Genomic DNA, 17,909 nt, shown 5'->3' with positions numbered 1-17,909 from the left:
GATATCTTCCCCACTTACAGTTGGAGTAATTTATTCACTATGTCTTGGTCAGGCGCATATGTAAAAACATCTTCTTTTGTGATACACCCTTTGCGATACAACTCTACTAACGAATGCTCCATCGTTATCATTCCATTTTTCATACTTGTCTGAATCACAGATTGAATCTGGTAAGTTTTGTTTTCTCTAATCAAATTTCTTATAGCCGGCGTTGCAATCATTACCTCACAAGCAACTACTCTACCAAGTTTATCTCTACGCGTAAGCAATTGTTGAGAAACTACTGCCTGGAGTACAGTTGACAGTTGGACTCTTACTTGCTGTTGCTGATGTGGTGGAAAAACATCAATTATCCTATCGATTGTTTTTGCAGAACCAATAGTGTGAAGAGTTGAAAATACTAAGTGCCCGGTCTCTGCAGCGGTAAGAGCAATCGAGATTGTTTCCAAATCTCTCATCTCACCAACTAAGATTACATCCGGGTCTTCACGTAAAGCAGCGCGAAGAGCTGCTGCAAAACTTTTAGAATCGCTTCCGATTTCTCTTTGATTTACTATACTGCTTTTGTGTTTATGCAAGTATTCGATTGGATCTTCAAGGGTAATTATATGAACACTTCTTTCTGTATTTATTATATCTATCAGCGAGGCAAGTGTAGTTGATTTTCCTGAACCAGTTGGACCAGTAACTAAAACCAATCCCTTATTAAGCTTTGTGAATTCTCTGATAACAGGTGGAAGTCCCAAATTCTCAAATTTTGGAATTTCTTGAGGAATGATTCTAAAAGCAATTGCATATGAACCCCTTTGCTTGAATACATTTACTCTGAATCTACTAATTCCTTGTAGGCTATAAGAAAAATCAACTTCACCATTCTCATAAAGTTTTTCAAGATGATCAGCCGGCACAATGTATTTTACAATTGACTCTATATCCTTAGGCAAAAGTTTCTCATCCCCAAGCCGAATCAAATTTCCATGAACCCTAATAGTTGGAGGCAATCCCACCGTTATGTGAATATCTGAGGCACCTTTTAAAAAAGCTTCTTTAAGAATCTCATCAATGTTCATCATAAAAAGCCTCCTATAAAAGACAAAAATTTTAATCTAATGTGTAAGTCGCTTTCACAAACTCCTCTACCGTTGTTACACCTTCTAACACTTTTGCGATACATGCTTCTTTTAAGGTTTTCATCCCTTCTTTTATAGCTATCTCTCTAATTTCGTCACTGCTTGCGTTTTTAGCTATATATTTTTTTAATTCTTTTGACATCAGCAAAATTTCATATATTCCTGTCCTTCCATAATAACCCTTATGATTACAAAAAGCACATCCTCTGCCTTTGTAAAGTTTTGTATCCTTATTATCTTTTATACCCAAAGTGTTTAACTCAGAAATATCTGGTATATATGCTGTTTTACAATTCGGACAAATCTTTCTCACAAGACGCTGGGATATAACACCCACTACTGCAGAACCAATTAAAAAATTCTCTATACCCATATCGATTAGTCTTGTAATGGCACTTGGAGCATCATTAGTATGAATTGTAGACAACACAAGATGTCCTGTAATTGCTGCTCTAATTGCTATTTCTGCAGTTTCTCTATCCCTTATCTCACCAATCATAATTATATCGGGGTCTTGTCGCAAGATAGACCTCAGCACACTGGCAAATGTAAGTCCTACTTTGGGATTGATCTCAACTTGATTTATGCCATAAATTGTACTTTCAACAGGGTCTTCAACAGTAATGATGTTTTTTGTTCCAGTATTCAATTCATTCAAAATTGTATACAAGGTTGTTGTTTTACCACTACCTGTTGGGCCGCAAACAAGAATGATACCATGCGGGGAAGAAATGATTCTATTATATTTTTCTAAATCATCATCTGTAAATCCCAGTTCAAGTTTTGATTTAATAAATGAACTCTTATCAGCTATTCTTATTACAAGTTTCTCTCCATAAATGGTGGGTAAGGATGAAATTCGCATATCATATTGTCTATTATCAAAGTAAAATGTTGTTCTACCATCTTGGGGAATTCTTTTTTCAGCTATATCCATATTTCCAATAACCTTTATTCGTGCAATCAATGACGATAAAACACTTGGCTCTAACTTCAAAATATCATACAATACCCCATCAATTCTGAATCTTATTTTCACTTCATTCTCAAAAGGCTCAATATGTATGTCACTTGCCCGCAGTGTTATTGCCTGCTCAAATATGGAATTAACAAGCTTTACAACAGGAGTTTCCTGCTCCTCATCAGAAGAAATTACTAATCGTTGTGGCTTCCTTTGAGATGCTTCTTTGTTCAGTTCCTCTGCAACTCTTAATGCCTCCTGTTTTCCATAAAATCTTTCAATCGCTCTTTTGATATCACCAGCCTTGGCTATAACTGGCTGAACATTCTTACCGCTATATATTGCCACATCCTCAATTGCAAATATATTAAGAGGATCTGCCATAGCAACATAAATCTTATCACCTTCAACTTTTATGGGAATTAACGTATGTCTTTTGGCAATGTTTTCTGAAACCAGACTCACTGCTTCCTGATCAATATTGTATTGATCAAGTTTTATGTGGGGAATTCCCAATTGAAATTCTAAAACTTCTACAATCTCATCTTCTGTCACAAAACCTTGTTCAACTAAAATTTCACCCAATTTCTTTCCCGTAGACTTTTGGAGACTTAAAGCCTTTTGAAGCTGCTCTTGAGTGATCAATCCTGCTTCTACCAACAACTCTCCTAAGCGTTTTTTGCCTGCTACCACTATTTATTACCTTCTTTCAATAGCGGTTTTTTCTCACTTACATACTTCCAATTCTCTCAAGTTCACTCTTTGCTAAAGTGTGTATAAGTGAAACCATCTCTTTATCTGGCTCAATTCCAAACCATATTTTTTCTGCTTCAATTGCTTGATATATCAGCATCGGCAGCCCATTTAATATTTTTTTGCCATTTATTTCTGCAAGCTGCAATAACTTAGTTTTATAAGGATTATATATCATGTCATATACAAGTTCAACAGTAAAATTTAGGGTATTTATGGGAGAGATGTCTACATCAGGGTACATGCCAATGGGTGTAGTGTTGATCAAAATATCATATGAAACATTCTCTATTTCTGACCACTTTATAATCTTCAAGTCAACTATTTCTTTATACTGCTGCCTTAAAGCTTGTGCCTTCTCATATGTCCTGTTTGCAATAAACACTTCTTTTGCACCCATCCTGTAAAGTCCATAGATGCAAGCTTTTGCTGCACCACCGCTACCAAGTATCAATATTTTTTTGTCTTTTACATCACCCCCCCTATCCTCCAAGCTTTTTTTAAACCCTATCCAATCGGTATTGTAAGCCAAAAACTTTCCATCCTCTTTTTTTACAGTATTTGCCGCTTTTATTATTCTCACATCTTCTGAAACTTCATCGCAAAACTCCAAAATATCTTCCTTGTAAGGAATTGTTATATTAAATCCAACAACATCCTTATCTTTTCTCACCATCTCAACAAATTCTTTTAGCTTTTCAGTATCAGAGAGTTCTAAATTTGAATAAATTGCATCAATATCAAACTCAGATAGAATCGTGTTATGAATAAAAGGTGAAATTGAGTGTTTTAAACTCTTGCCAATCAAAAAAAGCTTTTTCATTCTCTCTCATCCTTTTCGTAATATTTTAGAATTTTCTTTTCAAAAATCCTGTTTATTCTGGTTACAATAAACTCCTTTTCTTTTAATGGTCGGACCAAAATTACATAGAGTTTTAACCTTTTTGCCCCTATCACATCTGTAAAAAACTGGTCACCTATCACAGCTGTTTGATGATTTTTCTTGCCCTGATGAAGCAGTATTGATGCTTTTAAAAATCCAGATTTCAAAGGCTTTTTTGCATTATAGATGGCAGGAATGCCAAGCATACTTTCTATTTTTTTGACTCTATCCTTCTGGTTGTTCGAAACAAGGCAAATTTTAAATCCCATCTTTTGAACCTTTTCAAGCCACTCAATAATCTCTTCTCTTACATCAAACTCTCCCCACGCAACTATGGTGTTGTCTATGTCGATAATGAGATAGTTTATTCCTCTTTTTATAAGAGTTTCAAGGTCAATATCCAATATACTTTTGCATATCATATCAGGTTTGAACTTTTTTAGCATCTTCTCTGCCCTTTCTCTCCCTTTTACTATCTAAAAATTGTCAAAGAAAAAAATGAATCTACACAACTTTTTTGTTTTTTGATTTGTGAAAATACAACCTGATAAGGTATAATTTAATTATATTCTAAGCCTCTATATTTTTCAAAATAAATTGAGAAGGGGGAAAAAGGTTAAAAATGGTTGAGGTAAAAAAAGTCGAGTATATGGGCTGGGAAAACTGCTACAAAATTTCTAATGGGAAAATCGAAGCAATTGTCACAACAGACGTGGGACCGAGAATAATTCATTTTGGATTTGAAGGTGGTAAGAACGTCTTTTGTGTGGTGGAAGACCAGGCAGGAAAAGTTGGCGGTGATGAGTGGAGAATATACGGCGGGACAAGACTGTGGCACAGTCCGGAAGCTATGCCACGCACATATTTCCCTGATAATCACAAAATAGACTTTGAAATTGTAGAAAATGGCATTGTACTAAAACAACCCATGGAAACCACAACTTTCTTGCAAAAAACAATTGAACTGAAGTTTCACCCAACCGAACCAGAAGCTTATGTAACGTATAAAATCAAGAACAATGGTCTTTTTGAAGTTAAGTTCGCAATTTGGGCTCTTTCTGTAATGGCACCTGGTGGAGTTGAGGTCATGCCAATTCCAAAGATTGATACAGGACTTTTACCAAGCTATCCTTTGGTCATGTGGCCATATACAAAACTTAACGACCACAGAGTCTTGTGGGGAGAGGATTTTATTATTCTAAAACAGGATAAAAACTGCAAGCCACCGTTTAAGATTGGATATCCAAATTTAGACGGCTGGGCTTGCTACTTAAATGATGGAGACTTGTTTATAAAACAATACAAACATGTAGATGGTGCAGAGTACCCTGACTTTGGATGTTCTTACGAAACATATACAACCGATTTCATGCTCGAGATGGAAACTCTAAGTCCACTTTACACTGTCGCACCGGGCGTAGAGATTTCTCATCTTGAGGTTTGGCAGCTCAAGAAAGTTGATTCTACCATTGAAAGTGAAGAAGATGCCAAAAACCTGATTTTGCCTTTGATAAAAAAGTAAAAAGCACTTTTAAACTTGAAAGGGGCTTCTTCCTTTCTGATTTTCAGGAAAAAGCCCCTTATTACTTTCATCTTATGACCCTTTTTGCCATCATAAAAAATCTTCCATAATATGAATTTAAGTCAGTCTCTGTTACACGTCCCCTTGCACTTGATGCATGAATGAACTTGCCACCGCCTAAATATATGCCAACATGATTTATATAATTTTTCCCGCCATCTGTGTCAAAGAAAAGCAAATCTCCCGGTTTAATTTCACTGTAAGAAATTCTCACACCATTTGTTCTTGCCATGTCAGCTGCTGTTCTTTCTAAATGTATCCCAAAGTTCTTAAACACAAACTGTACAAATCCTGAACAGTCAAAACCAGTTGATGGTGACGTCCCACCATATGAGTATCTTATACCACGAAATCTTTGAGCAAACTCCAAAATTCTCTGAGCTAAGCTAAGATTTGTAAAAGTTTCTGCTTGACCTCTCTCATACCCACCACGTGACATTGTTTTCGATACAAATTGTGAAGGCATCTTCAAAAGGTAATATGCCATATATCCTACTGTGCCATCAAGCGTCTTTACCTTCACCCAGCCATTTTGTTCTCTTGACAGGACATAGACTTTGCTGCCACTTTTTAATGTCTTTAATATCTTTGATGAGGTTGACATATCACTTCTTAAGCGCGCATTGTCTTTTAAAACTGTAGCTTGCGCAGCTTTAGCAGCCGTTTTTGCAACACTTGCCCTTGAAGTATTTGAAACTGCGCTCCTTTTTTCATTTGTAATAGTTATGTAATCAGACTTTACATACCCAACAATTCCATCATACGAAATCTTTACCCATCCACCTGCATTTGACAAAACTTGGGTTTTAAACCCTTTGGGGAAAACTCCTAAAATCTTACTACTTGTTGAAGGTGCACTTCTTATATTTATTGTTGATTTTGCCTGGGCTGACTGGGCAAAGGCCTTTGCAGAAAAAAACATCAAAAAAATTCCAAGAGTTATAGCAATTAAGCTTCTGAGATTCATACAAAAACTCCCTTCTTGAGGCTTACGGGATTAGCTGACGGGTTCGGGACAAGAAGGCTATCCCTACGGCAAGACTTTTGCCGATTCACCCCAATGGCTACTGTGGGTCTCCCGCTGTCTGAGCAATTTTTACAATTTGCTCAGGCATTCAGCCTATGAAGTTTATTATTTTGATGTAATTATTTTATTACAAGTCACTTTATTCTGTCAACCCTTTTTTACAGAATTGTTACGCAGATATTTCTAAAATATTACAACCCCATCTTTAAAAGCCCAAGTCTTCTTTGACCAGCACAACCTTGATTCTTCCCTTTGCAGGAGACCTTCTTGTTACAACAATATGGCTGCAGATGCTATCGCTACTTAAACAATCATGGCATTTTCCGTCCTGGGTGCAGGGTGTGTTTCGAGAAAGTCTTTTTGAGTTCATGGGAGATGCAATATTTCTTACTCTCAGCAAACCTTGCTCCTCGTTTAAAACAAGCTTGTTCTTGCCGGCAATCACTATTACATTTTTAGGACCAAAAAGAAGCGCTGCAAGCCTGTTGCCGTTTCCATCTATGTTTATGAGTTTTCCGTCAAGTGTTATTGCGTTTGTTGACATAAGATAGTAGTCAGCCCAGAAAGATTTTCTGTAAATCTCACCAAGCTCCTCAGGTGTTATACCTTCTTTGTATCTGTCCAAAAAATTGTAATTGCCATTTCTCAGAAAATCTATCACACCACACTCAAAAAGTGTCATTGACCCACCGCACGATACCACACTGCCTTTTGAAATGAGCTTTTCTAAAAGAGGCACAACATCTTCTTTTTTCTCGACAATAAAACATTCAAAGTTTCTTGCTTCCAAGTTTTTCTTTACAGTTTCAAAGTTTGTATCTATCCACCACGCCTTGTTTGGATTCACTTCATATCACCCCTTCACATTTTACCGTTTGTCTCTTTTAAGATATAATCTTTTAAGCTATCAACGCTTGAAAGAACCAATGCTTTTTCCCTCAAGCAATTATAAAGTCTTGTTGCCAAACCGCCTGTAAAATCGCGCTTTGAAATATCCTCCTCTTCAATTATACACAGCTTATTAGCATATCTCAGCGCCTCTAAGTTTTTCAGGTTCTGAACACCAAACGGAATACTACACAGCACGCACAGGTCTGCTCTCTTTATAAGCTGGACATTTTCAATGTACTCTTTTTCACCAATTGGCATAAAAGGTTTTGTAAAAACTGTATAGATGGAAAAAAGCTGAGCTGTTTCAAAGTCTGTATCGTTTGTGGAAAGTACACCTGTTGTGACTTTACACCCCATTTCAACGAGCATCCTGAAAAGAAGCTGTGCGCTCCCACCTCCTGCAACAACATGAACGTGCACAGCTTTTGGGTCTTCTCTCTGGATAAGTTCTATATCAAATATCCCAAAGGGATTTTTGTAAACAACTGCGTCAACGTCATACACCTTTTTGATGTTCTGCTGGTTTAGAACTTCATCTGGTCTTCCAATATCTACAATTTTACCATCTTTCATCATAATCACACTATCGCACACTTTGGCTGCAATTTTCAGATTATGAATTGCCATTATGACAATCTTGCCATCCAGCGCTTCTTGTTTTGCAATCCTTAAAATCTTTTCTTGGTGAGAGATGTCCAAGCTTGAGTTTGGCTCATCAAAAAGCAAAACTTTGCTACTTTGAGCAAGCACACGTGCAAAGGAAGTCCTTTGCCTCTCACCACCTGAAATCTTTAATATGCTCGAAAGTTTTTTGCTGGAAAGATCAACCTGTTCTATCTTCTCCTCTGCAATTTTTTTGCTCTCGTAGGTAGCAAAGAACCTGCTCTTTTCATAGGGAAATCTTCCCATCATCACAACATCAAGAACTGTAAACGGAAAGCTTGAAAAGATGTGCTGTGGCATGTACGAAATAAGCTTTGCTCTTTCTATGTCAGAAAGCTTGCTTATCTGCACCTCACCAAAACAAATCCTGCCTTCAAAAATTTTGACAAGCCCTGCTAAAGCCTTTATCAGTGTACTTTTACCACTTCCGTTTGGTCCAACAAATCCATAGACTTTTCCTTCTTCGAACTTAAGCCTTCCATCTACCTCAACAATTGGATAAGAATAGCCGCATTTGAGGTTCTCAACAAAAAGAGACATTATTCTATACACTCACCTCATTTTCACGCTTTTTCAGAAGGTACAAAAAGTATGGTACCCCCACCAAAGAGGTTATAATCCCAACCTTTACTTCAACCGGTGAAAACAATACTCTTGCAATTGTATCACACATAATCAAAAATATTCCACCACTTAAAATTGAAGCAGGTATCAGTCTTCTATAATCGCTTCCAACAATGAGTCTGAGCATGTGCGGAACAATTAGCCCAACAAAGCTGATTGGTCCTGAGACAGAGACCGCTATCCCCGTTATGAGCGAAACAAGAAAAAGCAAGGTTTTTTTCAGCTTTTCTGGATTTACCCCAATTGTAAAGCTTTCTTCCTCTCCAAGTATCAAAATGTTTATCCTCTTTGCAAATAGCAAAGAACACAGTATCAAAATACAAAGAGGAACAAAGCTAATCTTCACATGCACCCAGCTTCGACCGTCTAAACTACCGAGCATCCAAAATATATATTCGCTTACCTGATACTGATTTATGTTTGAAAGAATCAAAGAGTTTATGGAAGACACAAAAGTTGAAACTGCAATACCAATTAAAATGAGGTTTGTAATGGGCGTTTTGTTGTTCTTGGTTGAAAGCCTGTACACTAAAAACGAAATCAGAAGCGCACCTGCAAAAGCAAGTAATGGTAAATAAAATATGTTTATGGTGTTAAGCGAAAAGGCTATGCAAACAATGGCACCTAAACTTGCACCGCTTGATGTTCCAATAATTCCTGGGTCTGCCATAGGATTTCTGTAAAGTCCTTGAACAAGCGCACCTGCTATGCTCAAGCTCATCCCAACAATCATGGCAATTATTATTCTTGGAAGTCTTATTTGCCCGACAATTGTCAAATCCATATCATTCGCTGGACCAAAACTTATACCTATGAGCGATAAAAGTGCCTTTAAAACACGAAGGGGAGGGATAAAAACACTTCCCACCCCTATGGATATTATAAATACTGTCAAAAGCAGAAGAGCTAAAATAATCAAAACCTTTTTCAACTGTACCACCACTTATAAAAGCCTTATTTGAAAAGATACGGATATGCAGCTTTTGCCAAGTCATAAATACCTTCAACAATATAGTGCGAAACTGTTTGAACGTGCCTATCATCAAGAATAATTACGCTGTTGTTCTTCACAGCTTTCAGGTTTTTGAAAGCAGGGTCTTTTTTGAACTCCTCTACGTACTGCTGAGAAGTCTTTTTTGGATTGTACGACGCAGATGGAATAACAATGATGTTCGGGTCCCACTCCAAAATCTGTTCTTTTGAGATAGTTGGCCAGCCTTTCAATCCAGCAACAGCTGCTATATTTATAACCCCTGCATACTTTGCAATCTCATGCTGGGTTGTATTTTTGCCATATGTGGAATTGAAGTAGTATGTGTAGAAAAGCACATATTTTTTCTTTCTCAAGTATTTTACCTTTTTTTGCACAAAATTAATTTTATCGTCCATGTACTTTATAAGAGCCTGACCTTTCTGGATTTCACCAGTTAGCTTTGAAAGATTTATAATCTCTTGTTTGATATTTACAATCGAATTTGGATTTAAGCTGACATATATAGGACACTTAAGACCTTTCTTCAAAAGGTCGTACTTTGACTTGTCAATGTAATAAGGTACTATCACAAGGTCAGGTTTTGCCGCAATTATCTTTTCAATGTCGTTGCTCGAATATCTGCCTTTTACATTCTTAGCAAGATTTACGACATTCGAATTGTTCTTGTCATCAGCAAATATAGAAAGCCCAACAATTCTGTTAGCAGACACCATATTGAGCAAAATCTCATCTGTCTGAAGCGCAAGCGACAAAATCCTTTGAGGTTTCTGTTTTACAGTTATGCTATATCCTTTTCCATCCTTGACTGTGACAGGAAAGTCGGCAGCATGAGAATAAAATGGAATTAAAGCTACCGCAAATGCAATTAAAACAACTATTGCAACTAACTTTTTAGAAAACTTCATCAGCATATTCAACCCCTTTGTATGTAATAATTTGCTTGCATTATTATATCACACAAGTTGCTGGATGTCTATACTAATTATTTCTGTTTCTTCTGGTAATAAATTTAATAAAGTAGGATCAAAAGGAAGCTCACGGTTTACCCACCTTATATAACCACTCACTGGGGATTTCAAGGTGTACGTCTTGTAGATTGACTCAATTCTTGCAAACTCCTCTCCTTCTTGAATATACCCTGACGTCTTGAAAAACTCAAACATCACAATGTCACCAAGCTCCATCTCCAAATTTTTAGTTATACCTACCGAAGCAATCGAACCATTAACTTCAACCCACATATCCCCAAAAAGAAGCCTCTCACCATACAGCATCCTTTTTCATTCCCTTTTTTCGAAGTATTTTTACTTTCCAGCAAATTTTTTAAGCTGCTCATAAGTCATCATACCAACGTTTTTCGCTATTATCCTTCCATTTTCGTCAATCAAAAATGTTGTGGGTATTCCTTCAATCCCAAATTGTGCAGAAACCTTCCCATCCCTGTCAAGAAGTACTGGGTACGTAACTCCCATTGAACTTAAGAATTCCTCAACTGTTGCTTTATCTTCTTGAATATTAATGCCAATCAAAACAACATCTTTGTTTTCGCGATGGAATCTTTCAAAATCGGGTATCTCAGCCCTGCAGGGTGGACACCATGTTGCAAAAAAGTTGAGAACAACCTTTTTGCCCCTAAAATCTGATAATGAATACTCTTTGCCATCCACTGATACAAGCTTGAAATTAACTATACCTTCGGCAGCTGCATTCTCTTTTGAGCGCGACATAATCTGGTATACTAAAAGCCCAATCAAAATGGCGCTTATCAATATAAAGATAACACTTTTGATTCTATTATTCAACATGAAATATTCACCTCTTTTTGAATTTTTCTATTTTCTACCTGAAGAAATTTATCTTATCAAAAAACGCAAGCATGCCAAATGCAATCAAAAGCGCACCTGTAAAATACTCTATTGCCCTGCTGTACCTATTCAACATGCCAAAAAAAGCTTTTAGCCTGTCTATTAAAAAGCTTGAGATCAAAAACGGCACGGCAAAACCCATCGAATAGATAAAAAGCAGCATCGCTCCTTTTAAAAATGTTTCAGATAATGCCGCCATACTCAAAATAGACGTCAAAACTGGTCCTACACAGGGTGTCCAGCTTATGCTCAAAACCATTCCTAAAATCAACGGTGAAGCATTAATATCCAAATTACCTTTACCCTGTATATGTATAAAAATCCTTTTTAAAAAATCTGGTGACAAGTCAAGCATCACCAGACCCATCAAAACAATAACTATTGCTGCTATCTTTTTTAGCACAAAACTGTACCCAGAAAAAACACTGCCTACCGCTGCAGCAAGCACTCCAAGTACAACAAAGACAATTGAAAATCCCAGAACAAACAAAAGGCTATTTTTTAACCTGCTACCCTTTTGAGAAAAAAGATATAGGACATACACAGGAATAAGCGGCAAAATACAGGGTGAAAAAAAAGACAAAAAACCGGCTGTCGCCGCCGCTAAAATATCTATTTTCATAATATTCTTCCCCTTTGCTATTTGATTTTGTACCCACCATTTACAATTACCCACACATCCTCTACTGCTTTGAATCCCCTGCCATCGTTTCTTGCAACTAAATAAAAATGGTTAAACAAAAGTTGCTGGTTTGCCCCCACATCTTTTGCGCTTGTCAAATCAATAATTGTTGCCCCTTTTGGCACAACAGAAATAGCTTTTCCAACCCGCACCACAAACTCTGTTGATGCATCAAACAAGATGGTCTTGCTTTTTGGTACCTTAATAACCTCGTAACCTTTGGTGTATACAAAATCGCTCTTTTTTACTACTGAAGAACCTGAGACGTTTTTAAGCTTGGCATCAAGCTGCGTAGTTTGCTTCTTTAGTTTTTCAATCTCGGAAGATAAATTGGCAAGCTGGCTTTGCAACTTTGAAATATCTTGTGCTTGCCCTGAAGAAATATTTGTATCCTTTATTTTCTTATCTAATTCATTTATTTTATTGTCTATGTACGCCTTTAACTGGTCAACCTGCTTTTTTAAAAAACCGTATGTGACAAGAGCATTGCTGTCAATTGACTGTGTAGATGCAAATATAACCCCCATGCTCAGCACTCCTGCGACCAGAACAAGTATCAAAAAATTTACGCCTTTTTTAAACCTGCGCCTTCTTTCTTTTTCCAATCATATCCCTCCGCTGTCCATTCTATTAGCCCAAGGCTTATCAGAATTGCCTGGTTTACTTTTTCCATGACCTCATCAGAAAGCTTGCCAACCTTATTTTTGAGCCGCACTTTGTCAATTGTTCTGATCTGCTCAAGTAAAATGACAGAGTCACGGCTGAGACCAAACTCACCCGCACGAATCTCAACATGCGTTGGAAATTTAGCTTTGCCAATCTGTGAAGTTATCGCAGCCACAATCACAGTTGGGCTGTATTTGTTCCCTATATCATTTTGAATTACCAGAACTGGTCTTATGCCGCCCTGCTCAGAACCAACATGTGGAGCAAGGTCAGCATAAAATATGTCTCCCCTTTTGATTTCAAGTGGTGGTTGATTTTGATTTTGCTGTATCACTTTCTCCACTCTCCGCTACCCTACTTTCTTCTATTCTATAAAAATCATACCCAAAATCATCGTAAATTATATTCTCATATTTTAAAAGTCCTTCAAAGTCAAGTGCAAGCCATTCGTTTGCAATGTTTCTATTTAGCTCTGCATACTTTTTATAACAACTTTCAAGCTCTCTTTCAATCTTTTTCAGCTTTCTTTTTTCAATAGCTGTCCTCATAAAACCATCATCATAAGAATTACTTTTATACTGCAAAAGGAATTTCACAAATCGTATTTGCGGCATCTCATTTCCCCCTTGCAAAACAAAATATAAAAAAACAAAATTCAAAGTGTAGGAATAAGCGGATGAGCTTATTATCATTATACGGTTTTTGAAAAGGATAAATCAATGTAAATTTTTCATAAGATATAGTTTAATATTTTGACAACTCGCCCATCCTTGATATAAACCCGCGGAATTCGCTTGCTAAACGAACACACAATCTCATAGTTTATAGTGCCAATCTGCTCAGCCAAATGATCAGCCAAAATCTCATTTTTCCCTTGTTTTCCTATAATGACAACCTCATCGCCAATCTTGACATCCTCAATATCAGTCACATCTACCATGCACTGGTCCATACATATACTCCCAACAACTTTGGCAAACTCACCTTTTATGAGAACATGCCTTTGACTACTTCCAACACGCGTAAAACCATCTGCATAACCGATAGGTATGGTGGCAATTTTGCTTTTGCGTGTAGTTATATACCTTCTGTTGTAGCTTATTGGGAAGCCTTCCGGCACCTCCTTTACATTGATAACTCTTGCCTTGACAGACATCACAGGCTTGATACTTATGTGCTCTTTCAAGCTACTGTTTGGATAAAGCCCGTATAGGATAAGACCAAGCCTTACAACATCAAGTTGATACTGGGGGAAACGGATTGCCGCACTGCTATTTGCAATGTGCTTATATTTAAAGTATACCCCATTTTTATTGAGTTCTTTCACAAAGTTTTCAAATTTCATAAACTGCTCATGCGTAAAATTATCCGAATCTGGATCGTCTGCAGATGAAAAATGAGAGAATATTCCTTCAAGTTCGATGTTTGGTAGCTTTGCAATATTTAGTACTGTCTGTATACTCTCATCACAACATAAAAATCCAATTCTCCCCATTCCAGTATCAACTTTGATATGTATCTTGGCTTTTTTTCCTACCTTTTGTGCTGCCTGGCTAAGATAATATGCCTGCTCATACGTGTAAACTGTTTGGCTTATCTCGTTTTCAACAACCTGCTCAGAAAGCTCAAAAGGGGTAAAACCCAAAATTAAAATTGGAACATCAAAATTGAAATGTCTCAGCTGCAATGCCTCGTCAATTATTGCCACAGCAAGCATACTAACACCATTTTTTACAAGTACTCTTGAAATTTCAACCGCTCCGTGCCCATATGCATCAGCCTTCACCACTGCCATTATATGAGTTTGGGGTAAAATCTTTTTCTTGATGTTTTCAAGATTGTACACCAAATTGTCAAGATCAATCTCTGCCCAAACTCTGTTGTAGAGCGACAATTTGTTCATCCCTTTCTATACTTTTTATATTCTGTCAAATAAATGGTTTTCATAAACCTTTTATCCTGGTATATTACTCCTATCTTTTCCAGTTCTCCGTTTACAAAGTAGAAGTGAAGGTACCTTATATCACCTTTCAGCTCCAATGTGACAATTGTTTGATTCTGCTGAACTACAATTGAGTACTTTTCGGCATTTATCAGCTTATCTATATAGTAGTCCAAAAATATGTCCTGGGAAATACTTTTTATGTTTTTGCCATCCAGCAAAACATTTCCGTCCTCTTTTGTCAATTTTATTTTTCTTGTGCCTTTTACAAACTCCGCCTCAACTCTCCCATCAATTCTCTTTTCTAAAAATGAGTACTTTGAAACACCATCTTTTGAAGAGATTTCCACATAACCTTTTGCAATATAGTCGGGAAAAATTTTTAAAGCAGGACGTTGAACAGTATTTTTGCATCCGGAAAGTTCAAAAAGCAGCATAACTACTATACACAGCCAGAGTTTTTTAGACAAAAACCTCATTTTTTATATTTAACCTTCAATTAGTCTCCTAATAGCACTGTCCAACCCCTCTATAATATCTGAGGGCAAAATTGTCTGCATTGCCTTTTTTTCAAGCAAGATATCTGCCGAAAGAGAATGAAGATATACCGACAGTTTTGCCGCCTCAAAAGCAGAATACCCTTGAGCAATCATAGACAAAATAATACCCGTGAGAACATCTCCGCTTCCGCCTTTTGCCATGCCAGGATTGCCAAGAACATTTATAAAAACCTCATCTCCGTCTGTTATTATTGTTCTTGAACCTTTTAGTACGCATATAGCTCTAAATTCACTTGCAATCTTTGTGGCAGCATCAATTGGATTTTTAGCAACATCTTTTACATCAACGCCAAGAATCCTTGCAGCTTCCATATAATGTGGGGTTAAAACTTTTTGAGATTTATAGTTTGCCAAGAGTTTTTTTGCTTTTTGGCTTGATGACAGAGTATTTAGTCCATCTGCATCTATTACAATAGGTATTTGGAAATTTTCTAAAATATGAATCAATATCTTTTCAACTTCTTCATTCTTCGTAAGCCCACAGCCAAATCCCAAAACATCAAACTTGGCAAGGTATTCGTCAAATTTTACAAAACCATCAAAAGATATAACACCTTCTTTGCCCTCAAGAGGCAGCACTACTATCTCCGGTTTTCTTAAATTCTGAAAATAAAGCGCTTCTTGGGGTGTTATTAAGTAGCAAAGTCCACAGCCACTTTGTACTGCAGCATTGCTGCACAGAACCGCCGCACCAGGATAATACTTTGACCCGGCAACTATTCCCACCTTGCCATAATCGCCTTTGTGAGAGTCGGGAAACCTGTAAAATTTGGATATATCTAAATCCTCGGCTGTTAGAATCTTTACCTTGATATCTTTGATAATCTTTTCAGGGATACCTATATCTTTAACAATTACCTTTCCACAATAATAGCTACCTGGGTACAAAATATTCCCTATCTTAGGGTAAACAAACGTTACTGTCTTGTTAGCCTTAACAGCACAGCCTCTCACAGAAGCTGAATCAGAGCAAATTCCACTTGGAATGTCAACCGAATATACATAAGCGCCGCTACCATTTATATACTCAATTGCCTTTTTATAAAGCCCATCAATGTCTTTTGAAAGACCTATCCCAAAGATTGCGTCAACTATTATGTCAAATCTCTGGGTTTTGAGGGATAATAATAGTTCTTCTGACAAAATGCTAACATCGACTTCCAGCCTTTTCAATATATCAAGGAAAACTTTGGATGTCAAAGTCACATTCTCATCGAATAAGAATACCTTTACATTTTGACAAACCTGGGCAAGATACCTTGCAACAACAAATCCATCGCCGCCATTGTTGCCTTTTCCGCAAAAAACTGCAATGTTTTTGTCATCAAGAGTTTCAAAATCCTTTCTTATCTCTTCAAAAACACAAAAACCAGCATTCTCCATCAACACAACTTCAGGTATCCCTATTTCCTGCGAAGCTTTCCTGTCAATTTCCCTCATCTGGGATGAGGTCAAAACAAACATTTATCATCCCTTCTTTTTTTTTATTTTTCAGCAATGGCTTTTTCAGCAATGGCAACTGCAACTGCAACCGATTTTTGGTGAGATATACTCACCACAATATTTTTAATTCCAAGCTCAAAACAAAGAGCCTCTGCCCTGTTATAAAGCTTCACCATTGGACAGCCAGTTTTCCCTTTTTGTATTTCTATGTCTTTAAAGCAAAAAACAACTCCTGTTGAAAGTGCTTTGGCAACTGCTTCTTTTGCAGCAAAATACCCTGCTATTGTCTCAGGATTATATCTTCTCTGTTTTATATATTCAAGCTCACAGGAAGTAAACACCCTTTTTAAAAATTCATCAAATCTTTTCATATCTTTGAATCTGTCCACTTCAACAATATCAATTCCAATATTAAATATCATAAACTATTTTCCCCTTCTGAGTTAAATATTGCATTATTTTTTCTTGAAAAACAGCAAAAAATATAAATGAAAGGAGGGACTAAACATGAGTTTTATAAGCTGCTGGTATCCCTGCAAATATCAAAAAGATGGATACTGCTTAAAAACCCACGTTTGTCCACCCTCAAAATACTGTACTGATTTTTGCCTGTTTTTTGAACCAGGAGAAAGTGTTAAGGGAAAAAAAGAGAAAGAAAAAGAAAACCTTTAGAATTTATTTTACCACATTCTCCACAAAGAAAGAATGCCAATAATTTTGAGATGTAAGTTCTGGATGAAATGTTGTAGCTAAGATATTTTTTTGCAAAACTGCAATTGGAGTTTCAAGCTCTGCTAAAACCTCAACACCTTCTGCTACCTCAACAATCCTCGGCGCTCTTATAAAAATGCACTCTGTGGCTATGTTGAATCTTGGGACAAAAACTTCTTTTTTGAAACTGTCAAGCTGGCTTCCATAGGCATTTCTTTCTATCACTATGTTAAGAACGGGAAGAACACCACTTCCCTGGTTTTTGATATTTTTAGAAAGCAAAATTGCACCGGCACATGTTCCCCAAACTGACATACCTTCATATATCAAGCTTAAAATCTGATCTTTTAAGCCTGTTTCAATCAAAAATTTTCCAATTGTAGTGCTTTCTCCCCCAGGCAAAATTAAGCCGTCAAGGCTTTTTAAGTCCTCTTTTTTCTTGACAAGCTGAGGCTTTGCCCCAAGCTCTTCTATCTTTTTCACATGTTCTATAACTCCGCCTTGAAACGCCAGAACTCCTATTGTCTTCAAT

At 36.9% G+C, this 17,909-nt stretch carries 21 protein-coding genes and 1 riboswitch; of the genes, 1 reads left to right on the top strand and 20 read right to left on the bottom strand.

What is annotated here, in order from left to right:
• Positions 1–14: 14 nt before the first annotated feature.
• From CALHY_RS04520 to CALHY_RS04505, 4 genes are read right to left on the bottom strand one after another with little or no spacing between them, the layout of a single operon-like run.
• Positions 15–1,070, bottom strand: coding sequence for a type IV pilus twitching motility protein PilT (locus tag CALHY_RS04520; RefSeq protein WP_013402821.1), 1,056 nt, complete (start codon positions 1,068–1,070; stop codon positions 15–17).
• A gap of 31 nt (positions 1,071–1,101) precedes the next feature.
• Positions 1,102–2,784, bottom strand: a complete 1,683-nt coding sequence (locus CALHY_RS04515) for a GspE/PulE family protein (RefSeq protein WP_013402820.1) — start codon at positions 2,782–2,784, stop codon at positions 1,102–1,104.
• Between the two features lie 37 nt (positions 2,785–2,821).
• Positions 2,822–3,667 carry a shikimate dehydrogenase gene (gene aroE / locus CALHY_RS04510; RefSeq protein ID WP_013402819.1) on the bottom strand — a complete coding sequence of 282 codons (846 nt, stop codon included), beginning with the start codon at positions 3,665–3,667 and terminating at the stop codon, positions 2,822–2,824.
• Positions 3,664–4,173 carry a YqeG family HAD IIIA-type phosphatase gene (locus tag CALHY_RS04505; protein ID WP_013402818.1) on the bottom strand — a complete coding sequence of 170 codons (510 nt, stop codon included), beginning with the start codon at positions 4,171–4,173 and terminating at the stop codon, positions 3,664–3,666. Before CALHY_RS04505 ends, aroE begins: the two co-directional genes overlap by 4 nt.
• A gap of 176 nt (positions 4,174–4,349) precedes the next feature.
• Between CALHY_RS04505 and CALHY_RS04500 the strand changes: the two genes are divergently transcribed.
• The gene (locus tag CALHY_RS04500; RefSeq protein ID WP_013402817.1) at positions 4,350–5,249 is read left to right on the top strand and encodes a hypothetical protein; all 900 of its coding nucleotides are present in this window, start codon (positions 4,350–4,352) and stop codon (positions 5,247–5,249) included.
• A 67-nt stretch (positions 5,250–5,316) separates the two neighbouring features.
• On the opposite strand, the gene CALHY_RS04495 is transcribed toward CALHY_RS04500, so the two are convergent.
• The 16 genes from CALHY_RS04495 to pdxT all read right to left on the bottom strand — a co-directional run bounded on the left by CALHY_RS04495 (position 5,317) and on the right by pdxT (position 17,908).
• Entirely contained in the window at positions 5,317–6,276 is a 960-nt protein-coding gene (locus tag CALHY_RS04495; RefSeq protein ID WP_013402816.1) for a C40 family peptidase, read from the bottom strand.
• A gap of 4 nt (positions 6,277–6,280) precedes the next feature.
• A riboswitch (cyclic di-AMP (ydaO/yuaA leader) is annotated at positions 6,281–6,440 on the bottom strand.
• A 101-nt stretch (positions 6,441–6,541) separates the two neighbouring features.
• Positions 6,542–7,183 (bottom strand): lactate utilization protein, encoded by a 642-nt coding sequence (locus CALHY_RS04490; RefSeq protein ID WP_013402815.1) that lies wholly within the window; start codon positions 7,181–7,183, stop codon positions 6,542–6,544.
• Between the two features lie 14 nt (positions 7,184–7,197).
• Complete coding sequence (locus tag CALHY_RS04485) at positions 7,198–8,430, bottom strand: ABC transporter ATP-binding protein (protein ID WP_013402814.1); 1,233 nt, start codon at positions 8,428–8,430, stop codon at positions 7,198–7,200.
• Between the two features lie 4 nt (positions 8,431–8,434).
• On the bottom strand, positions 8,435–9,454 hold the full coding sequence (locus CALHY_RS04480; protein WP_238524602.1) for a FecCD family ABC transporter permease: 1,020 nt from the start codon (positions 9,452–9,454) through the stop codon (positions 8,435–8,437).
• 14 nt (positions 9,455–9,468) lie between these two features.
• Positions 9,469–10,419 carry an ABC transporter substrate-binding protein gene (locus CALHY_RS04475; protein WP_013402812.1) on the bottom strand — a complete coding sequence of 317 codons (951 nt, stop codon included), beginning with the start codon at positions 10,417–10,419 and terminating at the stop codon, positions 9,469–9,471.
• A gap of 42 nt (positions 10,420–10,461) precedes the next feature.
• Positions 10,462–10,782 carry a glycine cleavage system protein H gene (locus tag CALHY_RS04470; RefSeq protein WP_013402811.1) on the bottom strand — a complete coding sequence of 107 codons (321 nt, stop codon included), beginning with the start codon at positions 10,780–10,782 and terminating at the stop codon, positions 10,462–10,464.
• Between the two features lie 30 nt (positions 10,783–10,812).
• The gene (locus CALHY_RS04465) at positions 10,813–11,313 is read right to left on the bottom strand and encodes a TlpA family protein disulfide reductase (RefSeq protein WP_013402810.1); all 501 of its coding nucleotides are present in this window, start codon (positions 11,311–11,313) and stop codon (positions 10,813–10,815) included.
• Between the two features lie 34 nt (positions 11,314–11,347).
• Positions 11,348–11,995: a cytochrome c biogenesis CcdA family protein gene (locus tag CALHY_RS04460; protein ID WP_013402809.1), complete on the bottom strand. Its 648-nt coding sequence runs from the start codon at positions 11,993–11,995 to the stop codon at positions 11,348–11,350.
• 17 nt (positions 11,996–12,012) lie between these two features.
• Entirely contained in the window at positions 12,013–12,660 is a 648-nt protein-coding gene (locus CALHY_RS04455; RefSeq protein WP_013402808.1) for a hypothetical protein, read from the bottom strand.
• A complete protein-coding gene (locus tag CALHY_RS04450) occupies positions 12,621–13,064 on the bottom strand; it encodes a type II toxin-antitoxin system PemK/MazF family toxin (protein ID WP_013290985.1) in 444 nt (147 codons plus the stop codon). Before CALHY_RS04450 ends, CALHY_RS04455 begins: the two co-directional genes overlap by 40 nt.
• Positions 13,021–13,335, bottom strand: coding sequence for a hypothetical protein (locus CALHY_RS04445; protein WP_013402807.1), 315 nt, complete (start codon positions 13,333–13,335; stop codon positions 13,021–13,023). Before CALHY_RS04445 ends, CALHY_RS04450 begins: the two co-directional genes overlap by 44 nt.
• Before the next feature lie 116 nt (positions 13,336–13,451).
• Positions 13,452–14,624 carry an alanine racemase gene (gene alr / locus CALHY_RS04440; protein WP_013402806.1) on the bottom strand — a complete coding sequence of 391 codons (1,173 nt, stop codon included), beginning with the start codon at positions 14,622–14,624 and terminating at the stop codon, positions 13,452–13,454.
• Positions 14,621–15,142: a hypothetical protein gene (locus CALHY_RS04435; RefSeq protein ID WP_013402805.1), complete on the bottom strand. Its 522-nt coding sequence runs from the start codon at positions 15,140–15,142 to the stop codon at positions 14,621–14,623. Before CALHY_RS04435 ends, alr begins: the two co-directional genes overlap by 4 nt.
• Positions 15,143–15,151: 9 nt before the next feature.
• Positions 15,152–16,687, bottom strand: coding sequence for a bifunctional ADP-dependent NAD(P)H-hydrate dehydratase/NAD(P)H-hydrate epimerase (locus CALHY_RS04430; RefSeq protein WP_013402804.1), 1,536 nt, complete (start codon positions 16,685–16,687; stop codon positions 15,152–15,154).
• Between the two features lie 20 nt (positions 16,688–16,707).
• On the bottom strand, positions 16,708–17,088 hold the full coding sequence (gene acpS / locus CALHY_RS04425) for a holo-ACP synthase (protein ID WP_013402803.1): 381 nt from the start codon (positions 17,086–17,088) through the stop codon (positions 16,708–16,710).
• Positions 17,089–17,341: 253 nt separating this feature from the next.
• Positions 17,342–17,908 (bottom strand): pyridoxal 5'-phosphate synthase glutaminase subunit PdxT, encoded by a 567-nt coding sequence (pdxT, locus tag CALHY_RS04420; RefSeq protein WP_013402801.1) that lies wholly within the window; start codon positions 17,906–17,908, stop codon positions 17,342–17,344.
• Between the last annotated feature and the right edge of the window lies 1 nt (position 17,909).

The organism is Caldicellulosiruptor hydrothermalis 108 (genome assembly GCF_000166355.1).
Classification (GTDB): domain Bacteria; phylum Bacillota; class Thermoanaerobacteria; order Caldicellulosiruptorales; family Caldicellulosiruptoraceae; genus Caldicellulosiruptor; species Caldicellulosiruptor hydrothermalis.
Note: the sequence above shows the minus strand (reverse complement) of the source record. Positions and strands in the feature narration are given on the sequence as shown.